The following is an 18374-nucleotide window of genomic DNA, read 5'->3' on the forward strand; positions in this document are numbered from 1 at the left end:
GTGAGTCAGGCGGTCACTCAAGCGAGCGGAATGAACACGTTGAACTGGCCTTCCTCGGGGTGGCGCGAGCGATGGCCCTTGCCAATGGTGTCTTCGCACAGCACGACCGTGCCCGGCTCGCAGTGGCGCGTGTCGCCGTCGCTCGTTTCGAACTCGACCCAGCCGGTCATCCAGATCACGAACTGACGAACCGGCGTGGTGTGCCAGTCCGCCTCCTTGAGGCCCGCCGGCACCCAGCCAAAGCGCACCGCCTTCGCCGGCTCCCATGTCGAGAGGTAAATGGGCGGGATGTTGGGAAAGAGCTCGAGCGGCGTGAGCGGGATATCGATGTCCTCGAAATGGGACTCACCCTGGGCGTCGGCGTAGATGCGCAGACATTTCATGAGGACCTCCTGTAGCCGTTCTTTGCGTTTCGCTCGCTTTCAGCTTGCGAGCATAAACAATGCCGGTTTGTGGCTGGCCCGGCTGTGGTCATCGCCGGCCATTTCAGGTCGATATGCGGCGCGCCGAATGGGCGCTAGCGGACATTGTCGTCCCGAATCGGGCGGGGCGGTTCCAGGTTGTACGCGGCGGGTGGCGCGCTATCCATCACCCATCGAAATCAATGGAGAGCAAGATGAGCACGTCGACGAGCACGACCCGCTGGAAGGGTTCCTGTCATTGCGGTGCGGTAAAGTTCGAAGTCCACACGCCGATCGAACCCGCCGGGCGTTGCAACTGCAGCCTGTGCCGCCGCAAGGGCGCGCTGATGAGCCCGTTGTTCGAGGCACGCGAACTGACGATCCTCGCGGGCGAAGACGCGCTCACGCTGTACCAGTTCAACACGCGCGTGGCGAAGCATTATTTCTGCAAGCACTGCGGCATTTATCCGTTTCACCAGACGCGCAGGGACCCGGCGCGCTGGCGCGTCAATCTCGGCTGCCTGGAGGGCGTGGATGTCTACGCGCTCGAAGCGTCGGTTGCCGACGGTGCTAGTCTTTCCCTGGTGGATGACGCATGAAACGCCTGCTCGCCATCCTGTTCTTCGCGGCGAGCGGCCTGGCTGCGGAGATTGCGCATCCGGTGTACTGTTCGTGCATTGCCGAAACCCGTTCACGCCTCGCGCGCAAGGAGAAAAATACCAATGACGGAAAAGATGGATCACGTTCTGATCGTCGATGACGATCGCGGCATACGTGAACTGGTCGGAGCCTACCTCGAGAAGAACGGCATGCGCGTGTCGCTGGCCGCGAACGGGCGCGAAATGCGTTCGGTGCTGGAGGGCGGCGCGCCCGACCTGATCGTGCTCGACCTCATGATGCCCGGCGACGACGGGCTCGTGCTGTGCCGCGAGCTGCGCGCGGGCAAGTTCCGCGCCGTGCCCGTGGTGATGCTCACCGCGCGCAATGAAGAGACGGATCGCATCGTGGGCCTCGAAATGGGCGCCGACGACTACCTGCCCAAGCCCTTCGCCGTGCGCGAACTGTTCGCGCGCATCCGCTCGGTGCTGCGCCGCACACGCATGCTGCCGCCGGGCATGGAAGTGAGCGAATCGGCGCAACTGCTCGCGTTCGGCGACTGGCGGCTCGACACCACGGCGCGGCATCTGCTGGACGCCGAGGGCACGATCGTCGCGCTGAGCGGCGCGGAATACCGGCTGTTGCGCGTGTTTCTCGACCATCCGCAGCGCGTACTCACGCGCGACCAACTGCTGAGCCTCACGCAAGGCCGCCAGGCCGACGCGTTCGACCGCTCGATCGACCTGCTTGTGAGCCGGCTGCGCCAGCGTCTGCGCGATGAGGCGCGCGAGCCGCGTTACATCAAGACGCTGCGCAGCGAGGGGTATGTGTTTTCCTCCGCGGTGACCACGGTCGAAGCACCGGAGTAAGTCCGGCCCGAGTCAGGTCTGGCCGAAGAAACGCAGCAGTGCTTCGGCCACTGCTGCGGGCTGCTCCTCCGGCAGGAAATGGCCGCAGTGGGCAAGCGTCGCGCCTTGCACCTCATCGGCGTAAGCGCGCAGTGGACCGGCCATATCGGCAATCGAGCCCTGATCGGCGCTTAGCGCGAGAACGGGCATCCGCAATTTGCCGCGCGTGCTCAACTCGCGATTCTGGCGCGCCGAAACGTCGGCGGCGCGATAGTAGGCCAGCCCCGCGCGCAATCCGCCTTCCTTCGTCAACACGCGCAGATACTCGTCGATATCGGCATCCGTGAAGGTTTGCGGATTCGCCGTTTTGCGGCGCAGAAACCAATCCAGATACGCGCGCTCCTTGCCCGCTATCAGCAACTCCGGCAGATCGGGAATCGCATGGAAGGCGAAGTGCCAGGTGCGCCACGCGCGCTCGGGCGCTACGGGCAAAGCTTCCGGCAGCGTGATGCCGGGAATGCCGGCGTCGAGCAACGCAAGACTCGACACTTCATCGCCGAATAGCGCCGCATAAGGGTAAGCGACCCATGCGCCGACGTCGTGGGCGGCGAGGTGGTAGCGGCGTGCATCCAGCTTGCCGAGCAACGCGTGCAGGGCGGTTGCGAGCGATTGTGTGTCGTAGCCACCCTGTGGGCGGTCGGAGTCGCCCTGGCCGGGCAAGTCAGGGACGATCACGCGATATCGCCCGGCGAGGAGCGGCATGACCTTGCGCCACGCGAACCAGCTTTCCGGATAGCCGGCCAGCAGCACGACGGTTTCCCCTTCCTCCTTTCCGCCGATGACGTAGTGGAGCCGCGTGCCTTCGATCGTTTCGAAGCGATGCGCGAAGCCGGGCAGGACGGGGTCGGGCAACGAGGCCGGACCGTGGTCGATGATGCGTGAGGGCGTACTCATGACGTGACACTCCTGTGGGTTCAAGAAACGCAGGCATAGATTGGAAATATTCATTTCCAAATTAGCCAAAAAAATTTCAACGCAGCAAACGCATGGCTTCGTCGGCAGCGGCTAGCATGTCGCGCTGCGTGCGACCGGATTTGCCGATCAAACGAAAGCCGTGGAGCAGGGCGAGCAAGGTGCGCGCCATGGCCGGAACATGGATTTCCGCTGTAACCGAACCGTCTTTCTGGCCTTGCTGGAGGAGTTCGCGCAGCATCTCTTCGGTGCGCCGCATGGCGGCTTCGATGCGTGTGGCGACTTCGTCGTCGAAAGTGGCGAGCGCCGTGGCGCTGGAAACCACGAGGCATCCGCGCCGGCCCTCACTGCCGTGTGACGATTCAGCGTAGAAAACGAGGATGACGCGAATCTTCTCGCTTGCTTTGGACTGCTTGTCGAGGCGATGACGCAATTCGGCGTTGCGCGTCGTGACGTAATGGTCGAACGCCGCGAGGAACACGCCGCGCTTGTCGCCAAATGCCTTGTAGAGGCTCCCTGCTGTCAGGCCCGTTGCTTCGCTGAGGTCGCCTACGGAAGTGGCGTGGTAGCCGCGCTCGCGGAAAACGCGCACGGCGCCGTCCACGACGGTTGCCATGTCGAACTCGCGTGGGCGGCCGGGGCTGCGGGCCAGGGGTTGGGATGGATGCTCGGATGCCATGGGGGAGATTATAGGAAATGTTCATTTCCTAATCAATAGCCCCATTTCAAACACGCTCACTCCACACTCTCCCCCCGCCCCTTATGCTGCGCCGCGAGCCTTTCCTGATGCGTCGGCGGCACCGGATCGTAGTGGCTCAGCTGAATGCTGTAATTGCCATGCCCGCCCGCGAGTGAATTCAGCCGCGACTGATAATCGTTGAGCTCGGCAAGCGGCACCTTCCCCGCAATGACCATGGCCTGGCCGCCCATCGTGCGCGTGCCATGCACCTGCCCGCGTCGAGCGGAAAGATCGCCGATGATGTCGCCCATCGCGGCCTCGGGCGTCATTACTTCGATGTCGACAATCGGTTCGAGCACGATAGGCTGTGCTTTCAGCACCGCATCGATAAACGCCTTGCGCCCCGCGGTAACGAACGCCACTTCCTTCGAATCCACCGGATGGTGCTTACCGTCGTACACGATCACGCGCACGTCCTGCATGGGAAAGCCCGCGAGCGGACCGCTGTCGATCACCTGCAAGATGCCTTTCTCCACGGCAGGCATGAACTGCGAAGGAATCGCGCCGCCTTTCACGGCATCCACGAACTCGAAGCCCGCACCGCGCGGCAACGGCTCGACGCGCAACATGACTTCGCCGAACTGGCCCGCGCCGCCGGTCTGCTTTTTGTGGCGGCAATGGCCTTCGGCTTTGCCGCCTATCGTCTCGCGCCACGCGATCGTCGGCGGACGCGTCACGACATCGAGCTTGTACTGATCGGTGAGCCGCTCCAGCATGTAGCGCAAGTGCAGTTCGCCGAGCCCACGCACCACGGTTTCATTGGTCCCTTCGGGGTGATCGATCTGCAGGCAAGGATCTTCCGCCGCGAGCTTTTGCAACACTTCCCACACGCGTTGCTCGTTGCCGGGCCGCGCCGGCTCGATTGCGAGACCGTAAATCGGATTGGGGAACGCTGGCGGCGTAAGGTGGATGTTGCCGTCCTCGGGCGCGTCGTGCAGCACGGCGTCGAAGCCGATGTCGTCGGCCTTCGCCACCGCGCAGATATTGCCGGGCCCTGCGCGCTGCACCTCCGTATGCTCCTTGCCCTGCAGCATCAGCAGATGCGCCACCTTGAACGGCTGCCGCGCGTTGCCGATATAAAGCTGGCTGTCACGCGTCACCGTGCCCTGATGAATGCGAAACACGGCGACCTTGCCGATATACGGGTCCATCACGATCTTGAACACATGCGCGAGCACGTGCTTGTCGGCATCCGGCTCGGCGCGCACGGGCTCCTTGCCTTCCTTGCCCTCCACCTCGCGATAGAACAGCGGCGGATTGCCTTCGGTGACATTGGGCAGGAGACGCACGAACACGTCGAGCAGTTGCGCGATGCCCGCACCTGTGGCCGTAGAGGTGAAGCACACCGGCACGAGATGGCCTTCGCGCAATGCGCGTTCGAACGGCTCGTGCAGTTGCTCGGGGCTGATGGCTTCGCCTTGTTCGAGGTACAACTCCATCAACTCGGGATCGAGTTCGATCACCTGGTCGACGAGCGCATTGTGCGCTGCCTCCACCGAATAGAAATCGGCCTCGCCCGCCGGGTTGAAAAAGCAGTCCACTACTTCGCGGCCGCCTTGCGCAGGCAGATTGATCGGCAGGCAGGTCTTGCCGAAGGTCTCCTGGATCTGTTCGAGCAGGCCCGGCAAATCGACCTTTTCCGCGTCGATGCCGTTCACGATGATCATCCGGCACAGCTTGCGCTGCTGCGCGTACGCCATCATGCGGGTCGTCGTCATTTCGATGCCGGTGCGCGCATTGATGACGATGGCCGCCGTTTCCACCGCGGGCAGCGCGCTCATCGACATGCCGGCGAAGTCGGGATAGCCGGGTGTGTCGAGCAGGTAGATGCGCGTGTCCTGGTGGTCTAAGTGGGCGATGGCGGAGTTGAGGGAGTGGTGGTACTTGCGTTCGAGGGGATCGAAATCGCAGAGGGCGGTGCCGCGATTCACGCTGCCTGGCGCGTGCAGCGCGCCGCCCTGGTGCAGGAGCGCTTCGGCAAGCGAGGTCTTGCCGCAGCCGGCATGGCCGACCAGAGCGATCGTGCGGATGGCTTCGGGACTGTAATCCATGGCCGCCGTCGTCCGTTAGTGGATGTTCGGCAATTATTGGCGATATTTCCGTGCTCTGCCAATCCCAAGCTCAAAAGAAGCGCGTACGAGCGCGCGCCGTGCACTGGCCCGCTGATTTCGCTGCGCTGCAATATTCAGTTGAACTGCCGAAGGCGCAAGCGGCTTAAAAACTGAGGGGACGGATCACTTGCCCAAGCGCTCGATCAGCGCGTTGAGCAGTTCGATCGGCAGCGGGAAGACGATGGTGGAATTCTTGTCGGCGGCGATGGTGGTGAGCGTCTGCAGATAGCGCAGTTGCATCGCCTGCGGCTGCTTCGCGAGGCATTGCGCGGCTTGCAGCAATTTTTCGGACGCCTGCAGTTCACCTTCCGCGTGAATCACCTTCGCGCGGCGCTCGCGTTCGGCTTCGGCCTGGCGGGCGATCGCGCGGATCATCGTTTCGTTGAGATCCACGTGCTTGATCTCGACGTTCGACACCTTGATGCCCCACGCGTCTGTTTGCGCATCCAGCACTTTCTGGATGTCGGCGTTCAGTTGCTCGCGCTCGGCGAGCAGAGCGTCGAGTTCGTGTTTGCCGAGCACGGCGCGTAGCGTGGTCTGCGCGAGCTGGCTCGTCGCGTCGATGTAGCGCGCCACCTGAATCACGGCCTTTTCCGGGTCCACCACGCGAAAATAGACCACGGCGTTGACCTTCACCGAAACGTTGTCGCGCGTGATGACGTCCTGCGAAGGCACGTCGAACACGACCGTGCGAAGGTCGATGCGCACCGCCACCTGCACCACGGGAATGATGAGCACGAGGCCCGGCCCCTTGACCTTCCAGAAGCGCCCGAGCATGAACACGACGCCGCGTTCGTACTCCTTGAAGATGCGGATGGACGATAACGCGATCAGCACCAGCAGCGCGATCAGAAGACCTGTGAAGCCGAACGTGAAGCCGATCATGAATGTTCTCCCTTGTCGTTTGCCTTCTCGTGTACCGCGCCGTGCAGCGGGGTGACGGTGAGCATGAGACCGCTGCGCGAACTCACGCGCACGCGGCTGCCGGCGGCGAGCGGCGTGGCGCACGCCACGCGCCAGCGCTCGCCGTGCACGCGCGCCCAGCCCGTGGCTAAGGCTGCGTGGCCAGGCCGCGGGTCGGGGTGCAGGCCCTCGTCGATCACTTCGCCCGTGGCGCCTACCATTGCCTCCGCGCCGGTCACCACGGGCCGCCGCCGCGCGCGCAGCGCCACGCTGGAGACGGTGGCGACGAACGCCGCGCCGCCTAGCGCCAGGCCCGCTATGAGCGTTATGGGGATGCCGTAGCCGGGTGCGCTGGTGTCCATCAGCATGAGCGCGCCAATGGCGAACGCCACAATGCCGCCGAAGCCCAGCACGCCAAACGTGGGCAGGAATGCCTCCGCGATGAGGCACGCGAGCCCGAGCAGCACAAGCCCGAGGCCCGCGTAGTTCACGGGCAGCAGCTGCATGGCGAAGAGGCCCACCAGCAGGCAGGTCGCGCCCGCCACGCCGGGCAGCACGAAGCCTGGGTTGGCGAACTCGAAGAAGAGTCCGTAAATGCCGATGGTCAGCAGGATCAGCGCGACGTTCGGGTCGGCGACGATCGAGAGGAAGCGGTTGCGCCAGTCGGGCGCAACGACTTCGAGCGGCGCGTGCGCACTGGCCACGCGCAGCGTGCCCGCCGTGGTCGTGACGGTGCGGCCGTCGAGCTGACGCGCGAGATCGGCGGGGTCCAGCGCGATCAGGTCGATCACGTGCTGGTCGCGCGCTTCTTCGTCCGAGAGGCTCACGGCCTCGCGCACGGCACGCTCGCCCCACGCCGCGTTGCGCCCGCGCAGTTGCGCGAGGCCGCGAATGTAGGCGGCGGAATCGTGCATGACCTTGCGGGCTTCCGTCGATTCGTTGTCGTCGGCGTGCGGGGCCGAGGCGCCGGAGGCGGCCTCGGGGGCGCCTGGCGGGCCACCCGGAAGGCCACCGCCACCGCCGCCGCCCACGCCGAGCTGCACCGGCGATGCCGCGCCGAGGTTAGTCCCCGGCGCCATGGCCGCGAAGTGGCTCGCGTAGACGATATAGGTGCCCGCGCTCGCTGCGCGCGCGCCGCCGGGAGCGACGAACGTCGCGACTGGCACCGGCGAGGCGAGAATCGCCTTGATGATTTGGCGCATCGACGTGTCGAGGCCGCCTGGCGTATCCAGTTCGAGGATCGCAAGCGGCGCTCGCTCGCGCGCGGCACGCTCCAGCGAGCGGACGATGAAATCGGCGCTGGCGGGCCCGATCGCGCCGTTCACCGTCATGACGACGACGGGCGGGCTCGGCGCCGCGAACGCGCCCGGTACGGCTAACGCGGCCGCCAGGGCGGCCCACGCGATCAGCAAGGCGACGAACACAACGGCGCGAGCAAGCCGCGCGGTGAGCGGATGGTGCGGGTGAGCGTGCGGCGCGTCGTGCACCGCGGCATGCGAGGGGCGATGATCGCGCATCGGAAGTCCGGAATGTGGCGCACGTTCCGGCTCACAGATGGGGCAAGAGCCGATACCTCAAGATTAGGCGCTTTCCGCGCAAAGCGCGAACCGGCCCGAATGGCGGGAATCCGCGCCGAACGTTGCGCCGCGCACTGATTGCGCGGCTCCAAAAGCAATGGGGGAATCGAGATTTGGCGCGCCGGGCTTCGCGGATGACATCCGGTGGCCAGCGAGTTGTTGCTATCGCAACTAAATGACAGGAGGGCTGCAGACGCACGCACGGACCGATTCGGCGACGAGGCCTATGGCCGCGCTTCGCTGCATCGCCGCGGCGAGCTTCGAGGACGGACAGGATGTGGCCGCGTACCGCTCGAACGCGGTCGCGCATTTCATGCTCACGCGCTACCGGGGTTCGGTGCGGTGGCCATGGCAGGAGCTACGTACGCGCTCACCCGGCGGGGTCTGGACGACCGGCCGGTCACGCGGGAACTGCGTGGCTTTGCGTAGACGCTATACCGGCGCCGCGCACTTTTGGCTGCGCCGGGATGACGGCCCGATGCGGCGCGCACGGATGCCCCGAAAGTCGAGGTCTGGCCAGGCGCCGCATAAAACCCGACCGCTCGATGCGGCCGCGTGTTACTTCTCGTCCCTCGTTTGTACGGGCAGGGACGCTTGCTGCAGTCAGGCGCGGATTAGTACCAGCGGCGCTGAGCTTCTGCGAGCAGTTCGCAGTATTCGAGGTGACGGTTCAGCGCTTCGGCGCCAAGACGACGCAGTGCAGCCAGAACTTGAGTCAGTTTTTCGACGATTGCACCCATGATTTCCTCTTTGCTAGGGTTAGTTCCTAAGGGATAACCCTTATTATAGAGATTTCAGGGCGGAATGCAAGGCGCGCGGAGGCTAAGTGTGCGGTGCAGCAACACTTTTGATTCGCCCCTTATTGTCGTGTTAGCCGGCCCCGCCCACGCGACAACGCGCCTTCTTGTATCGCACTGTGTCTGGCCGCGCGTCCGACAAGCGCGCTTGCAAAAGCGGGCGCGCGCGCAAACAAGCCAGATACATCGCGGCGTTCAAATGTCTCCTACGCAAGGTTGATACACAACAGTGCGCAACCACTCACCCAACGTCAGGAGAAACACCATGAAGCTCGCACACTCGCTCGCCGCCGCCGCTCTTGCTGCCCTCGTTGCCGTTCCTGCGCTCTCGTTCGCCCAGTCGAGCCAACCGGTGACCCGCGCCGAAGTGAAGGCTGAACTCGTGCAACTCCAGAAGGCCGGCTACAACCCGGCCAGCGACAACACGCAATACCCCGCGAACCTGCAAGCCGCGCTCTCGCGCGTGAGCGCCGAAAGCGGTGCAGCCGCGTCGTCGTTCGGTGGCGTGGCCGGGGGTGCGTCCGCAGCAGGCAGCCGCACGCACGTCCATGCTGTATCGAATGCCGCCGGTGCGAATGAGGCCGGCCAGGATGTCGTTGGCCTCGGCCCGATCTACGCTCACTCGTAATGCGCGCGGCACGACGCCGCGAAGTTTGCCGCGCACCGGCAGGCTTCGCGGCGTTGCCGCGTCCAGGCCCAGCCCACTCATCCCCGATCCCCCGCCGACCTGCTGTTACCATGTGCTTGCGTGGCCACGCGGCTCACGCGAACGCTTTCACGTTCGAGTTCAAGGCGCATCCATGCGCATCAAGGCGCACTTCGCGCCCACACCCCGAAGCTCGCACGAGGTCAACATGCCGGGAACCCAGATCCCCACTTCCGCTCGCCCACGCATGATCCTGTTCAGCGCGCGCCAGTACGACGTCGATACGTTCACCGAGGCGAACAGCGCATTCCAATATGAATTGCACTACCAGGAATCGCATCTCGATGCCGATACCGCCGTGATCGCCGATGGCTACGAGGTGGTGTGCCCGTTCGTGAACGATACGGTCGACGCCGCCACGCTCGAGCGCCTCCACAAGGGCGGCACGCGACTCGTGGCGCTGCGCTCGGCGGGCTTCAATCACGTGGATCTTGCGGCGGCGCAGCGTCTTGGCATCACCGTCGCGAGAGTGCCTGCGTATTCGCCGCATGCGGTGGCCGAACATGCCGTCGGGCTGATCCTCGCGCTGAACCGCAAGCTGCCGCGCGCCGTGTCGCGCACGCGCGAAGGCGACTTCTCGCTTGCCGGTCTGCTCGGTTTCGACCTGCATGGGAAGACGGCCGGCGTGATCGGCACGGGCATTATCGGACGGTGCTTTGCGCGCATCATGGCGGGCTTCGGCATGCAGGTTCTCGCCCACGACCCGGGTCCACCGGCCGCCGACTTGCTGGCGCTCGGCGCGCGCTACGTGCCGCTCGACACGCTGCTTGCGCAGTCCGACGTGGTGAGCCTGCATTGCCCGCTCGTGCCCGCAACGCGTCATTTGATCGACCGCCAAGCGCTCGCGAAGATGAAGCGCGGCGCCATGCTCATCAATACCGGGCGCGGCGGCCTCGTGGAAAGCACTGCGCTCGTCGATGCGCTCAAGAGCGGCCAGTTGGGCCATCTCGGACTCGACGTGTACGAGGAAGAGGGCGGCCTGTTCTTCGAGGACCACTCGGATGCGCCGCTGCAAGACGACGTGCTCGCGCGCCTCCTGATGTTTCCGAACGTGATCGTCACGTCGCACCAGGCGTTCTTCACGCGCGAGGCGATGAGCGAGATTGCGCAAACGACGCTGCGCAACGTGGAGGCCTGGCGTAGCGGCTCGCCGGTCAATCTCGTGGACGCGCCGCACGGCTAGAGCGCAACGCACACGGCAACACACAAAAGCGAAGCGGGGCGCGCGCAAGCCGCCCCGCTTCTTTGCTTTCTACTGCTACGCGATCACGCCTCGATCACGCCTCGACCACGCTGAGCGTGACGTCGATGTTGCCGCGCGTGGCCTTCGAGTACGGGCAGATCTGGTGTGCCGTTTCGACGATGCGCTGCGCCGTCTCGCGATCGACGCCCGGCAGGGTCACGTTCAGACGGCCGCGCAGCTTGAACGCGTCGTCGGCGTTGATGAGGTCGATCTCGGCGTCGACCGCCACGTCGCGCGGCAGCGTCGTGCCGAGCTTCGTGGCCGCGCGGCCCATCGCGCCGATGAAGCACGCCGACCAGCCTGCCGCGAACATCTGCTCCGGGTTCGTGCCCGGTGCGCTCGAGCCGGGGGGCGAGAGCTTCACGTCCAGTCGACCGTCTTCGCTGCGGGCCGCGCCGTCACGGCCGCCGGTGGTGTGGGTCTTGCCGGTGTACAGCACTTTTTCTGCCTGAGTCATGGTGTTTATCTCCTGGGGTTAGCGTCGTTGGGACAATGAATTAGCTGCCGCGGTACAGCTGCTGGATCGCTGCGAGCTGGCCGTCGTGCTGCGCCTGAACCAGTTCCTGGCGAACCTGTGCACGCGTGATCTTTGCGTTCGCCGCATTGCTGGCGGGCATCCATGCCTGGCTTTGTTGAACCGTCGGTTGTGCAGCGCTCGACTGAGCGGGCATGGCAGCGAAGACCGGAGCGGCGGTGAGGACTGCGGCGCTGGCGGCAAAGGCGAGGGCGAGCTTCGAGACGTTCATGACTTTCTCCTGGGAAGGGTTTGGAAATCCGTCCGGTCATCAGCAAGTTCCGGCGTTGATGCATTAAAACCACCGGACGTATCTGCTGTGTTTCATGAACGCCGCGTTTTGCAAGGGTATGTGTCTGTGGCCGGCGCTTATACATTGCGATACAAACGCGCCGCTCGTGCAATCCCGCTCGCGCCGAATCGATCCTGCCACGCCGCTATTTTTTTGATTCGTTTTGTGTACGCGCTCGCAGCAGACACATTGGGATACATGGCGCTTTTCCTGCCCGGTTATAAATTCACCGGGGCGTTTGCCTGCCGCCGCGAGCGCGATCGACCGATTCGAGCGATCTGCTGCCGCCGGCTCATCAACGAGGCCAAGCCGTTCGGGCGCGGCCTGCATGCACAACAAGGAGAAGTGGTCATGTCAGATCCCGTCAATGTCCGGCGCCGTCGCCTTCTCGGCACGTCGCTTGCCGGCCTCACGCTCGCGGACTTCGCATTCGGCGGCCTCGCGCACGCACAGTCGGCGGGCGGCACGGAAGGCAACACGCGCACGGGCAACGGCGTATCGTTCGGCCCGATCAAGCAGGTCAACGCGGGCCTGCTCAATGTGGGCTACGCCGAAGCGGGTCCGAAAAACGGCCCGGTGGTGATCCTGCTGCATGGCTGGCCCTACGACATCAATAGCTATGTCGAGGTAGCGCCGATGCTGGCCGCGTCGGGCTATCGTGTGCTCGTGCCGTATCTGCGCGGCTACGGCAGCACGCGCATTGTCTCGGACGACACGCCGCGCAACGGCCAGCAGGCCGTCACCGCCGTCGATCTCATCGCGTTCATGGACGCCCTGAAGATCGATCAGGCCGTTCTGGGCGGCTACGACTGGGGCGCGCGCACGGCGAACATCGTCGCGGCGCTGTGGCCCGAGCGCGTGAAGGGGATGGTCTCGGTGAGCGGCTATCTGATCGGCAGCCAGGAGGCGAACCGCAAGCCGCTGCCACCGCAAGCCGAGCTGCAATGGTGGTACCAGTTCTACTTCTCGACCGAGCGTGGCGCGCAAGGCTATGCCGCAAATCGCGACGCGTTCAACAAGCTGATCTGGCAACTCGCCTCGCCGAAGTGGAATTTCGACGACGCGACCTACGAGCGCAGCGCCGCGTCCTTCCAGAATCCGGACCACGTGGCCATCGTGATCTCCAATTACCGCTGGCGCCTCGGGCTCGTACAGGGCGAAGCGAAGTACGACAGCCTCGAGCAGCGTCTCGCTGCCGCGCCGCCCATCACCGTGCCGACCATCACGCTCGAAGGCGACGCCAACGGCGCGCCGCATCCCGCGCCGGCCGCATACGCGAAGAAGTTCACGGGCAAGTATCTGCATCGCAATCTCGACGGCGGCATCGGCCACAATCTTCCGCAGGAAGCGCCCAAGGAGTTCGCGCAGGCCATCCTGCAAGTCACGCATCTGTGACGGGGGCCGCGATGCAAGCAAGTTTTCTCAAGCATCGCGCGCCCGTCGCGCTCGCACTGCTCGCGGGTCTCGCACAGGGTCCCGCTGCGTGGGCCCAGCAAGGTACGCAAGCGCCGGGGCAAGCCGCATCGCCGATCTACGGCGTGACGATTCCGCCCGGCTACCGCAAGTGGGAAATGATCGCGCCGGCCGAGGAGGCCGCGCCGCTCGACGAACTACGCGTGGTGCTCGGCAATCCGGTTGCGATCAAGGCGATCGAGAACGCGACGCTGCCGTATCCTGACGGCACGATCCTCGTGAAGCTTGCGTACAAGCGTAAGCAGTCCGATGATTTCGGGCCGGCCACGGTGCCGGGCCAGCCCACGACGGTGCAGGTCATGGTGAAGGACTCGCGCCGCTATGCATCGACGGGCGGTTGGGGGTATGGGCGCTTCATCAATGGCGTGCCGGCCAACGAGGCGCAGCATCAAACGTGTTTTGCGTGCCACGCTTCGAAGGTGAAGGATCGCGACTACGTGTTTACGCGGTTCGCGCCTTGACAGGGTGCAGGGGCTCCTGATTCAGGATTGGTGACATAATCCCGCAGTCGTCGTCAAACTGATCGGGAGAGCCCCATGCAGCGGACGTACCGTGGAAGTTGCCATTGCCAGTCGGTGAAGTTCGAAGCCCTAATCGATTTCAGCAAGGGCACGGGAAAATGCAACTGCAGTTTCTGCGGAAGACTCCGGCTCTGGCTCGTCCAGGTTCACCCGGAAGCCTTCGTTCTACTCTCGGGCGAAAACGATCTCACGCATTACGAAGGGAAGAACCCGGTTGCTCATCATCCGTTCTGCAAACACTGCGGCGTGCATGTATTCGACCGCGTCGATATGCCGAACGGAACGGGCTACCCCTATATCAACGTGAATATCATGTGCATCGACGACTTCGACCTGAACGAAGCCCTCGACGCACCGATCTACTATGCCAACGGTCTCGCGAATGACTGGGGCAATCCACCTCGGGAAACGCGGCACCTTTGAGTGTCTCAGGGCGCTCGTCCCGCATATTGAGCAACGCTGGGCCCGCGGGCGTCCAGTTGATGCCGTTCACACGTGAACTGTACGAATTCGGCATGGAATCGTGAGGGTTCATCGAGCGTGCCGGCGTAGATCGTCACGATATCCGGCGCATGCTGCGGTGTGCCAAAGAGCAGGCTGCCGCAATGGGCACAAAAATTTCGCGTGGTTGGCATGCCGCTGCCGCCGGTCATCGTGTAAGACCGGATTTCGCCTTCGAACGAGAATTCAGCCGCGCTCACGACGACCACCGGCAACCCGGCCGATCCTGAAGCGCGCTGGCAATCGCGGCAGTGACAAACGAGCTGCGCGAGCGATGCGCCGCGAGCGTTGTATTGCACCGCGCCACACAGGCAGCGGCCTTTCCAGGCCTTCGACATCGGTCTTCTCCCTCTTTCGGGTTCGCACGGAATATCGCATGGTACGCGCGTCGGAACGCGTATAGTCGGTCTCTTCGCTCGCGATTTCGAAGGGACAACATGGCGCAGAACATCTACGACGACCCGGAATTCCTCGCAGGCTACAGCCGGCTCCCGCGCCAGGTGCTGGGGCTGGAAGGCGCGCCCGAATGGCCGGCAATTCGCGCGCTGCTGCCGGATCTGCGCGGCAAACGCGTGGTCGATCTGGGTTGCGGCTTCGGCTGGGCTTCACGCTGGATGCGCGAGCAGGGCGCGGCCTCAGTGCTCGGCATCGACATTTCGCAGCGCATGATCGCGCGCTCGAGGGTGGATACGACGGACCCCGCCGTTGAATACCGTATCGGCGATCTCGACACGCTGAGTCTGCCGTGCGAGGCGTTCGACCTCGTGTACAGCGCGCTGGCCTTTCACTACGTGGCCGATTTCGCCCGCCTCGCGCACACCCTGCGCGGCGCGCTCGCAAGCACGGGCCAACTCGTCTTCACGATCGAGCATCCGGTTTACATGGCGGCGGCGAACCCGCACTGGATCAGCGGCGCAGCGAGCGACCAGCGGGGCCGCAAGACCTGGCCCGTCAATGGCTACGCCATGGAAGGCGAGCGTCGCACCGACTGGTTCGTCAAGGGCGTGCTGAAATACCATCGAACGCTGGGCACCACGCTGAACACGCTGATCGACGCCGGGTTCCACATTCAGCGCGTGAATGAATTTGCGCCGACGCCCGGGCAGATTCAGCAAACGCCTGCATTGGCGGAGGAACTCGAACGTCCGATGCTGCTGATGGTATCGGCGAATACGTAGCGCCTCGTGATCGCCGCCACCCCGCAAGCCGGAGCGGCGGCGCCAGTCGATCAACCCTGCTTGCTCTGAATGCCCAGCAGATCGCGAACTTTCTGCTCGGTCTGCGCGTAATCGCCCTCGCCGAAGTGGGTATAAACGAGCTTGCCGTTCTGGTCGATGAGGTAGACCGCCGGCCAGTACTGATTGCCGTAGGCGTTCCACGTCGCGTAACCGTTGTCCTGCGCGACAGGGTACGTGATGCCGTACTGCTTGATCGCCTTCTGCAGGTTGCCGGTGTCGCGCTCGAACGAATATTCGGGCGTATGCACGCCGACCACCACGAGACCCTTGTCGCGATAGCGCGCGTCCAGCTCCTTGATGTGCGGGATCGTGTGCACGCAGTTGATGCAGTCGAAGGTCCAGAAGTCGACGAGCACGACCTTGCCGTGCAACTGCTTGAGGTCGAGCGGCGGGCTGTTGAGCCAGTTGTTGATGCCGGTGAAGTTGGGCGCCTGCGCGCCGGTTTGCAGCGCTGCCGATCCGCCCGACGGCGATTCGCCCGAGGCGTACGCGGCGAGCCCGGCGGTGGCGGCGAGGCCGATGGCAACAGCGGCTATCTTGAGACGAGAGATCATGACGGTTCTCCTTGTTTGGACGACGAGCGTATTGGAACGCTCCCACGTATCTGGCTCGTGTCCCGCTGGCGGCACTGTTGAAACGTAGTGTGTCGCCGCCGGGGCGCGATACGTAGCGATACAAATCGTCCACTGCGCGTCCACTGCGCGTCCGCCTCGCGCGCGCCGTTGCTCGCGTTGCGCGTGTTTGTATCCGCATGTATCCAACCGCTCTCGCGATACACGCGGATGCACGACGCACGCCTTCCAGACATTCCCCGGATACATGCCCGCGCTGAAATACGCCACATGGCAAGTCCGCCGACATTCGTCTGGAGACCGAACTCATGTTACTCATCGTCATCGCATTCGTGGGCGGTGCGTTCACCGTCCTGAGCCCCTGCATCCTGCCGGTCGTGCCGTTCGTGTTCGCGCGTTCCGAAGAACCCTTTCTGACTGGCCGGCTGCCCATGCTGCTCGGCCTCGCGCTCACGTTCGCGCTGCTGACGGGGCTCGGCGCCGCCGGCCTGAACGGCGCGGCGCAACTGAGCGAGTACGGCCGCTGGATCGCGCTCGGGCTCTTTGCGCTGTTCGGCGCGGCGCTGCTCTTTCCCGCGCTCGCCACGCGCCTCTCCGGCCCGCTCACGGCGCTCGCCGACCGCTTCATGGCGCGTTCGCAGGACGATGGCGCGTCGCGCCGCATCGGCTCCGCCGTGCTGCTCGGCGCCGCCACGGGCCTGCTGTGGGCGCCGTGCGCCGGGCCGATCCTCGGTCTCATCATCACCGGCGCGGCCCGCCACGGCGTGACCTGGCAGACGTGGGCCGCGCTCGCGGCCTATGCCGTGGGCGCAGCCAGTTCGCTCGCGGTGGTGGCGGGGCTCGGCCATCGCGCCATGGCCGCGCTCAAGCGCTCGCTCGGCGTGGGCGAGCATGTGCGGCGCGCGATGGGTGCGCTCGTGCTCCTCACGGTCGGCGCGATCGCGCTGGGCGTGGATACGCGCCTGCTTGCGCTGGTGCCGGGCGCGCCGACCAATGGCGTGGAAGCGCGCCTCGTCGATCTGCTTGCGAGCCCCGCTACGGCACGGCAAGCGCCGCGCGCAGAGCCGACGCGTCAGGAGGAGCGGCAAGCCCAGGCGCGTCCAGCGGTGCAGGACGAATCAGCGGCTCACATCGTGCGCGTGTCGATGCCGGCCCCGGCGCCCGCCGTCGATCTTCCCGTGGAAGGCCGCCTGCCCGCGCTCGACGGCGCGAACGCGTGGCTCAATTCCGCGCCCCTCACGCCCGAAGCGCTGCGCGGCAAGGTCGTGCTGGTCAACTTCTGGACCTATTCGTGCATCAACTGCCTGCGGACCCTGCCGTATCTGAAGACGTGGGCCGACCGTTACCGCAACGACGGCCTTGTCGTGATCGGTGTGCACACGCCGGAATTCGGCTTCGAGCATGACACGGGCAACGTCAAGCGGGCATTGGCCAACCTGGACATCCGCTATCCCGTTGCCGTGGACAGCGACTACCGCATCTGGAACGCCTTCGGCAACCAGTACTGGCCGGCGTTCTATCTCGTTGATGCACAGGGGCGCGTGCGCTATCACCACTTCGGCGAAGGCGACTACGCGCAGGCCGAGCAGGCGATCCAGCAACTGCTGGCCGACAACGGCCACGCCGCGCCCGCCGCCACGCCGACAGCACCGCAGTCGAGCGGCGCGTTGGCTCCCGCGGATCAACGCGACATCGGCTCGGGCGAGACGTACGTGGGGTATCGCGAGGCGCAGGGCAATGCGAACACGGAGCGCGTGCAGGCCGACACGGTCGCCGCGTACACCTTGCCGGGGCAGCTCGGCTTGAACCAGTGGGCGTTCGGCGGGCAGTGGAACGTGGGCGCCGAGTCCGCCGTGGCGGGTGCGCCGCAGGCGAGCATTGCCTATCGCTTCCATGCGCGCGACCTGCATCTGGTGCTCGCGCCGACCGCCGACGGCAAGCCCGTGCGCTTTCGCATCAGCATCGACGGCGCGCCGCCAGGAGCCGCGCACGGCGCAGATGTCGCAGCGGACGGCACCGGCGTCGCCACGAGCGCCCGCCTGTACCAGCTCGTGCGGCAGTCCGGCCGCATTGGGGATCACACCTTCGAGATCCGCTTTCTCGATCCGGGCGCGCACGTCTACAGCTTCACGTTCGGCTGATACGCGCAATGCCACGCCGCGCCGCCGTGCCCTCGCGGGCCGGCGGCGTTTGCGTTACGGCCCGCGCCGCGCATCGCGGGGGGGCTTTTTGTAGCGCAATGTATCTGCGCGCAATTCGGACACGTTCATATGCAAACCGCGCCCCAAATGGAAACACGGCAGATACATCCGGACGTTCAAATACACCTACGCCAGCTCGATACACCACTCGCGCTGAACTGAACCCGG

At 65.0% G+C, this 18374-nt stretch carries 21 protein-coding genes; 10 read left to right on the forward strand and 11 right to left on the reverse strand.

Going from position 1 to position 18374, the window contains the following annotated elements:
- Positions 1-17 precede the first annotated feature (17 nt).
- Positions 18-383, reverse strand: coding sequence for a cupin domain-containing protein (locus tag E1N52_RS06020; protein WP_133181087.1), 366 nt, complete (start codon positions 381-383; stop codon positions 18-20).
- A 233-nt stretch (positions 384-616) separates the two neighbouring features.
- Between E1N52_RS06020 and E1N52_RS06025 the strand changes: the two genes are divergently transcribed.
- The 3 genes from E1N52_RS06025 to E1N52_RS06030 are packed head-to-tail and all read left to right on the forward strand — an operon-like array spanning position 617 to position 1867.
- Positions 617-1000 carry a GFA family protein gene (locus tag E1N52_RS06025; protein ID WP_133181089.1) on the forward strand — a complete coding sequence of 128 codons (384 nt, stop codon included), beginning with the start codon at positions 617-619 and terminating at the stop codon, positions 998-1000.
- A complete protein-coding gene (locus E1N52_RS44000; RefSeq protein WP_165979342.1) occupies positions 997-1161 on the forward strand; it encodes a hypothetical protein in 165 nt (54 codons plus the stop codon). Before E1N52_RS06025 ends, E1N52_RS44000 begins: the two co-directional genes overlap by 4 nt.
- Positions 1124-1867 (forward strand): response regulator, encoded by a 744-nt coding sequence (locus E1N52_RS06030; protein ID WP_042264062.1) that lies wholly within the window; start codon positions 1124-1126, stop codon positions 1865-1867. The genes E1N52_RS44000 and E1N52_RS06030 overlap by 38 nt, the downstream gene beginning before the upstream one ends.
- Positions 1868-1879: 12 nt before the next feature.
- Here the strand turns inward: E1N52_RS06030 and E1N52_RS06035 are convergent, their stop codons facing one another.
- The 6 genes from E1N52_RS06035 to E1N52_RS45260 all read right to left on the reverse strand — a co-directional run bounded on the left by E1N52_RS06035 (position 1880) and on the right by E1N52_RS45260 (position 8888).
- Positions 1880-2800, reverse strand: a complete 921-nt coding sequence (locus tag E1N52_RS06035; RefSeq protein ID WP_133181091.1) for an alpha/beta fold hydrolase — start codon at positions 2798-2800, stop codon at positions 1880-1882.
- 76 nt (positions 2801-2876) lie between these two features.
- Positions 2877-3434, reverse strand: a complete 558-nt coding sequence (locus tag E1N52_RS06040; protein WP_133181093.1) for a TetR/AcrR family transcriptional regulator — start codon at positions 3432-3434, stop codon at positions 2877-2879.
- Positions 3435-3553: 119 nt separating this feature from the next.
- A complete protein-coding gene (gene fusA, locus E1N52_RS06045; RefSeq protein WP_069266940.1) occupies positions 3554-5608 on the reverse strand; it encodes an elongation factor G in 2055 nt (684 codons plus the stop codon).
- 183 nt (positions 5609-5791) lie between these two features.
- The gene (locus E1N52_RS06050; RefSeq protein WP_069262378.1) at positions 5792-6553 is read right to left on the reverse strand and encodes a slipin family protein; all 762 of its coding nucleotides are present in this window, start codon (positions 6551-6553) and stop codon (positions 5792-5794) included.
- On the reverse strand, positions 6550-8088 hold the full coding sequence (locus E1N52_RS06055) for an NfeD family protein (protein WP_133181095.1): 1539 nt from the start codon (positions 8086-8088) through the stop codon (positions 6550-6552). Before E1N52_RS06055 ends, E1N52_RS06050 begins: the two co-directional genes overlap by 4 nt.
- A 674-nt stretch (positions 8089-8762) precedes the next feature.
- The gene (locus E1N52_RS45260; RefSeq protein WP_256094506.1) at positions 8763-8888 is read right to left on the reverse strand and encodes a hypothetical protein; all 126 of its coding nucleotides are present in this window, start codon (positions 8886-8888) and stop codon (positions 8763-8765) included.
- A gap of 322 nt (positions 8889-9210) precedes the next feature.
- On the opposite strand from E1N52_RS45260, the gene E1N52_RS06065 reads away from it, so the two are divergent.
- Both E1N52_RS06065 and E1N52_RS06070 read left to right on the forward strand, forming a co-directional pair.
- Positions 9211-9573, forward strand: a complete 363-nt coding sequence (locus E1N52_RS06065; protein ID WP_133181097.1) for a DUF4148 domain-containing protein — start codon at positions 9211-9213, stop codon at positions 9571-9573.
- 226 nt (positions 9574-9799) lie between these two features.
- Positions 9800-10834, forward strand: a complete 1035-nt coding sequence (locus tag E1N52_RS06070; RefSeq protein WP_133181233.1) for a 2-hydroxyacid dehydrogenase — start codon at positions 9800-9802, stop codon at positions 10832-10834.
- Between the two features lie 94 nt (positions 10835-10928).
- On the opposite strand, the gene E1N52_RS06075 is transcribed toward E1N52_RS06070, so the two are convergent.
- Together E1N52_RS06075 and E1N52_RS06080 are read right to left on the reverse strand one after the other, a co-directional pair.
- Positions 10929-11351 (reverse strand): organic hydroperoxide resistance protein, encoded by a 423-nt coding sequence (locus tag E1N52_RS06075; protein ID WP_133181099.1) that lies wholly within the window; start codon positions 11349-11351, stop codon positions 10929-10931.
- A gap of 40 nt (positions 11352-11391) precedes the next feature.
- Complete coding sequence (locus E1N52_RS06080; protein ID WP_133181101.1) at positions 11392-11640, reverse strand: DUF4148 domain-containing protein; 249 nt, start codon at positions 11638-11640, stop codon at positions 11392-11394.
- A gap of 411 nt (positions 11641-12051) precedes the next feature.
- Here E1N52_RS06080 and E1N52_RS06085 point away from each other — a divergent pair, with 411 nt between their 5' ends.
- From E1N52_RS06085 to E1N52_RS06095, 3 genes are all read left to right on the forward strand, one after another.
- On the forward strand, positions 12052-13095 hold the full coding sequence (locus E1N52_RS06085; protein ID WP_133181103.1) for an alpha/beta fold hydrolase: 1044 nt from the start codon (positions 12052-12054) through the stop codon (positions 13093-13095).
- Positions 13096-13106: 11 nt separating this feature from the next.
- Positions 13107-13634 (forward strand): cytochrome P460 family protein, encoded by a 528-nt coding sequence (locus tag E1N52_RS06090; protein WP_133181105.1) that lies wholly within the window; start codon positions 13107-13109, stop codon positions 13632-13634.
- Positions 13635-13709: 75 nt separating this feature from the next.
- The gene (locus tag E1N52_RS06095; protein ID WP_133181106.1) at positions 13710-14117 is read left to right on the forward strand and encodes a GFA family protein; all 408 of its coding nucleotides are present in this window, start codon (positions 13710-13712) and stop codon (positions 14115-14117) included.
- Positions 14118-14122: 5 nt separating this feature from the next.
- Here the strand turns inward: E1N52_RS06095 and E1N52_RS06100 are convergent, their stop codons facing one another.
- The gene (locus E1N52_RS06100; protein ID WP_133181108.1) at positions 14123-14533 is read right to left on the reverse strand and encodes a GFA family protein; all 411 of its coding nucleotides are present in this window, start codon (positions 14531-14533) and stop codon (positions 14123-14125) included.
- A 99-nt stretch (positions 14534-14632) separates the two neighbouring features.
- On the opposite strand from E1N52_RS06100, the gene E1N52_RS06105 reads away from it, so the two are divergent.
- The gene (locus tag E1N52_RS06105) at positions 14633-15373 is read left to right on the forward strand and encodes a class I SAM-dependent methyltransferase (protein ID WP_133181110.1); all 741 of its coding nucleotides are present in this window, start codon (positions 14633-14635) and stop codon (positions 15371-15373) included.
- Positions 15374-15423: 50 nt separating this feature from the next.
- Here the strand turns inward: E1N52_RS06105 and E1N52_RS06110 are convergent, their stop codons facing one another.
- Positions 15424-15987, reverse strand: coding sequence for a thioredoxin family protein (locus tag E1N52_RS06110; RefSeq protein WP_133181112.1), 564 nt, complete (start codon positions 15985-15987; stop codon positions 15424-15426).
- Positions 15988-16313: 326 nt separating this feature from the next.
- Here E1N52_RS06110 and E1N52_RS06115 point away from each other — a divergent pair, with 326 nt between their 5' ends.
- Complete coding sequence (locus tag E1N52_RS06115) at positions 16314-18146, forward strand: cytochrome c biogenesis protein DipZ (RefSeq protein WP_133181114.1); 1833 nt, start codon at positions 16314-16316, stop codon at positions 18144-18146.
- Positions 18147-18374: the final 228 nt, after the last annotated feature.

Source organism: Paraburkholderia guartelaensis (assembly GCF_004353905.1).
GTDB lineage: Bacteria > Pseudomonadota > Gammaproteobacteria > Burkholderiales > Burkholderiaceae > Paraburkholderia > Paraburkholderia guartelaensis.

Excerpts from the sequence above, each read along its gene's own strand:
- E1N52_RS06065 (WP_133181097.1), top strand. The coding sequence starts at position 9,211 with ATGAAGCTCGCACACTCGCTCGCCGCCGCCGCTCTTGCTGCCCTCGTT.
- E1N52_RS06055 (WP_133181095.1), bottom strand. The coding sequence starts at position 8,088 with ATGCGCGATCATCGCCCCTCGCATGCCGCGGTGCACGACGCGCCGCAC.
- E1N52_RS06070 (WP_133181233.1), top strand. The coding sequence starts at position 9,800 with ATGCCGGGAACCCAGATCCCCACTTCCGCTCGCCCACGCATGATCCTG.
- E1N52_RS06085 (WP_133181103.1), top strand. The coding sequence starts at position 12,052 with ATGTCAGATCCCGTCAATGTCCGGCGCCGTCGCCTTCTCGGCACGTCG.
- E1N52_RS06035 (WP_133181091.1), bottom strand. The coding sequence starts at position 2,800 with ATGAGTACGCCCTCACGCATCATCGACCACGGTCCGGCCTCGTTGCCC.
- E1N52_RS06075 (WP_133181099.1), bottom strand. The coding sequence starts at position 11,351 with ATGACTCAGGCAGAAAAAGTGCTGTACACCGGCAAGACCCACACCACC.
- E1N52_RS06030 (WP_042264062.1), top strand. The coding sequence starts at position 1,124 with ATGACGGAAAAGATGGATCACGTTCTGATCGTCGATGACGATCGCGGC.
- E1N52_RS06110 (WP_133181112.1), bottom strand. The coding sequence starts at position 15,987 with ATGATCTCTCGTCTCAAGATAGCCGCTGTTGCCATCGGCCTCGCCGCC.
- E1N52_RS45260 (WP_256094506.1), bottom strand. The coding sequence starts at position 8,888 with ATGGGTGCAATCGTCGAAAAACTGACTCAAGTTCTGGCTGCACTGCGT.
- fusA (WP_069266940.1), bottom strand. The coding sequence starts at position 5,608 with ATGGATTACAGTCCCGAAGCCATCCGCACGATCGCTCTGGTCGGCCAT.
- E1N52_RS44000 (WP_165979342.1), top strand. The coding sequence starts at position 997 with ATGAAACGCCTGCTCGCCATCCTGTTCTTCGCGGCGAGCGGCCTGGCT.
- E1N52_RS06105 (WP_133181110.1), top strand. The coding sequence starts at position 14,633 with ATGGCGCAGAACATCTACGACGACCCGGAATTCCTCGCAGGCTACAGC.
- E1N52_RS06040 (WP_133181093.1), bottom strand. The coding sequence starts at position 3,434 with ATGGCAACCGTCGTGGACGGCGCCGTGCGCGTTTTCCGCGAGCGCGGC.
- E1N52_RS06115 (WP_133181114.1), top strand. The coding sequence starts at position 16,314 with ATGTTACTCATCGTCATCGCATTCGTGGGCGGTGCGTTCACCGTCCTG.
- E1N52_RS06080 (WP_133181101.1), bottom strand. The coding sequence starts at position 11,640 with ATGAACGTCTCGAAGCTCGCCCTCGCCTTTGCCGCCAGCGCCGCAGTC.
- E1N52_RS06100 (WP_133181108.1), bottom strand. The coding sequence starts at position 14,533 with ATGTCGAAGGCCTGGAAAGGCCGCTGCCTGTGTGGCGCGGTGCAATAC.
- E1N52_RS06090 (WP_133181105.1), top strand. The coding sequence starts at position 13,107 with ATGCAAGCAAGTTTTCTCAAGCATCGCGCGCCCGTCGCGCTCGCACTG.
- E1N52_RS06095 (WP_133181106.1), top strand. The coding sequence starts at position 13,710 with ATGCAGCGGACGTACCGTGGAAGTTGCCATTGCCAGTCGGTGAAGTTC.
- E1N52_RS06020 (WP_133181087.1), bottom strand. The coding sequence starts at position 383 with ATGAAATGTCTGCGCATCTACGCCGACGCCCAGGGTGAGTCCCATTTC.
- E1N52_RS06050 (WP_069262378.1), bottom strand. The coding sequence starts at position 6,553 with ATGATCGGCTTCACGTTCGGCTTCACAGGTCTTCTGATCGCGCTGCTG.
- E1N52_RS06025 (WP_133181089.1), top strand. The coding sequence starts at position 617 with ATGAGCACGTCGACGAGCACGACCCGCTGGAAGGGTTCCTGTCATTGC.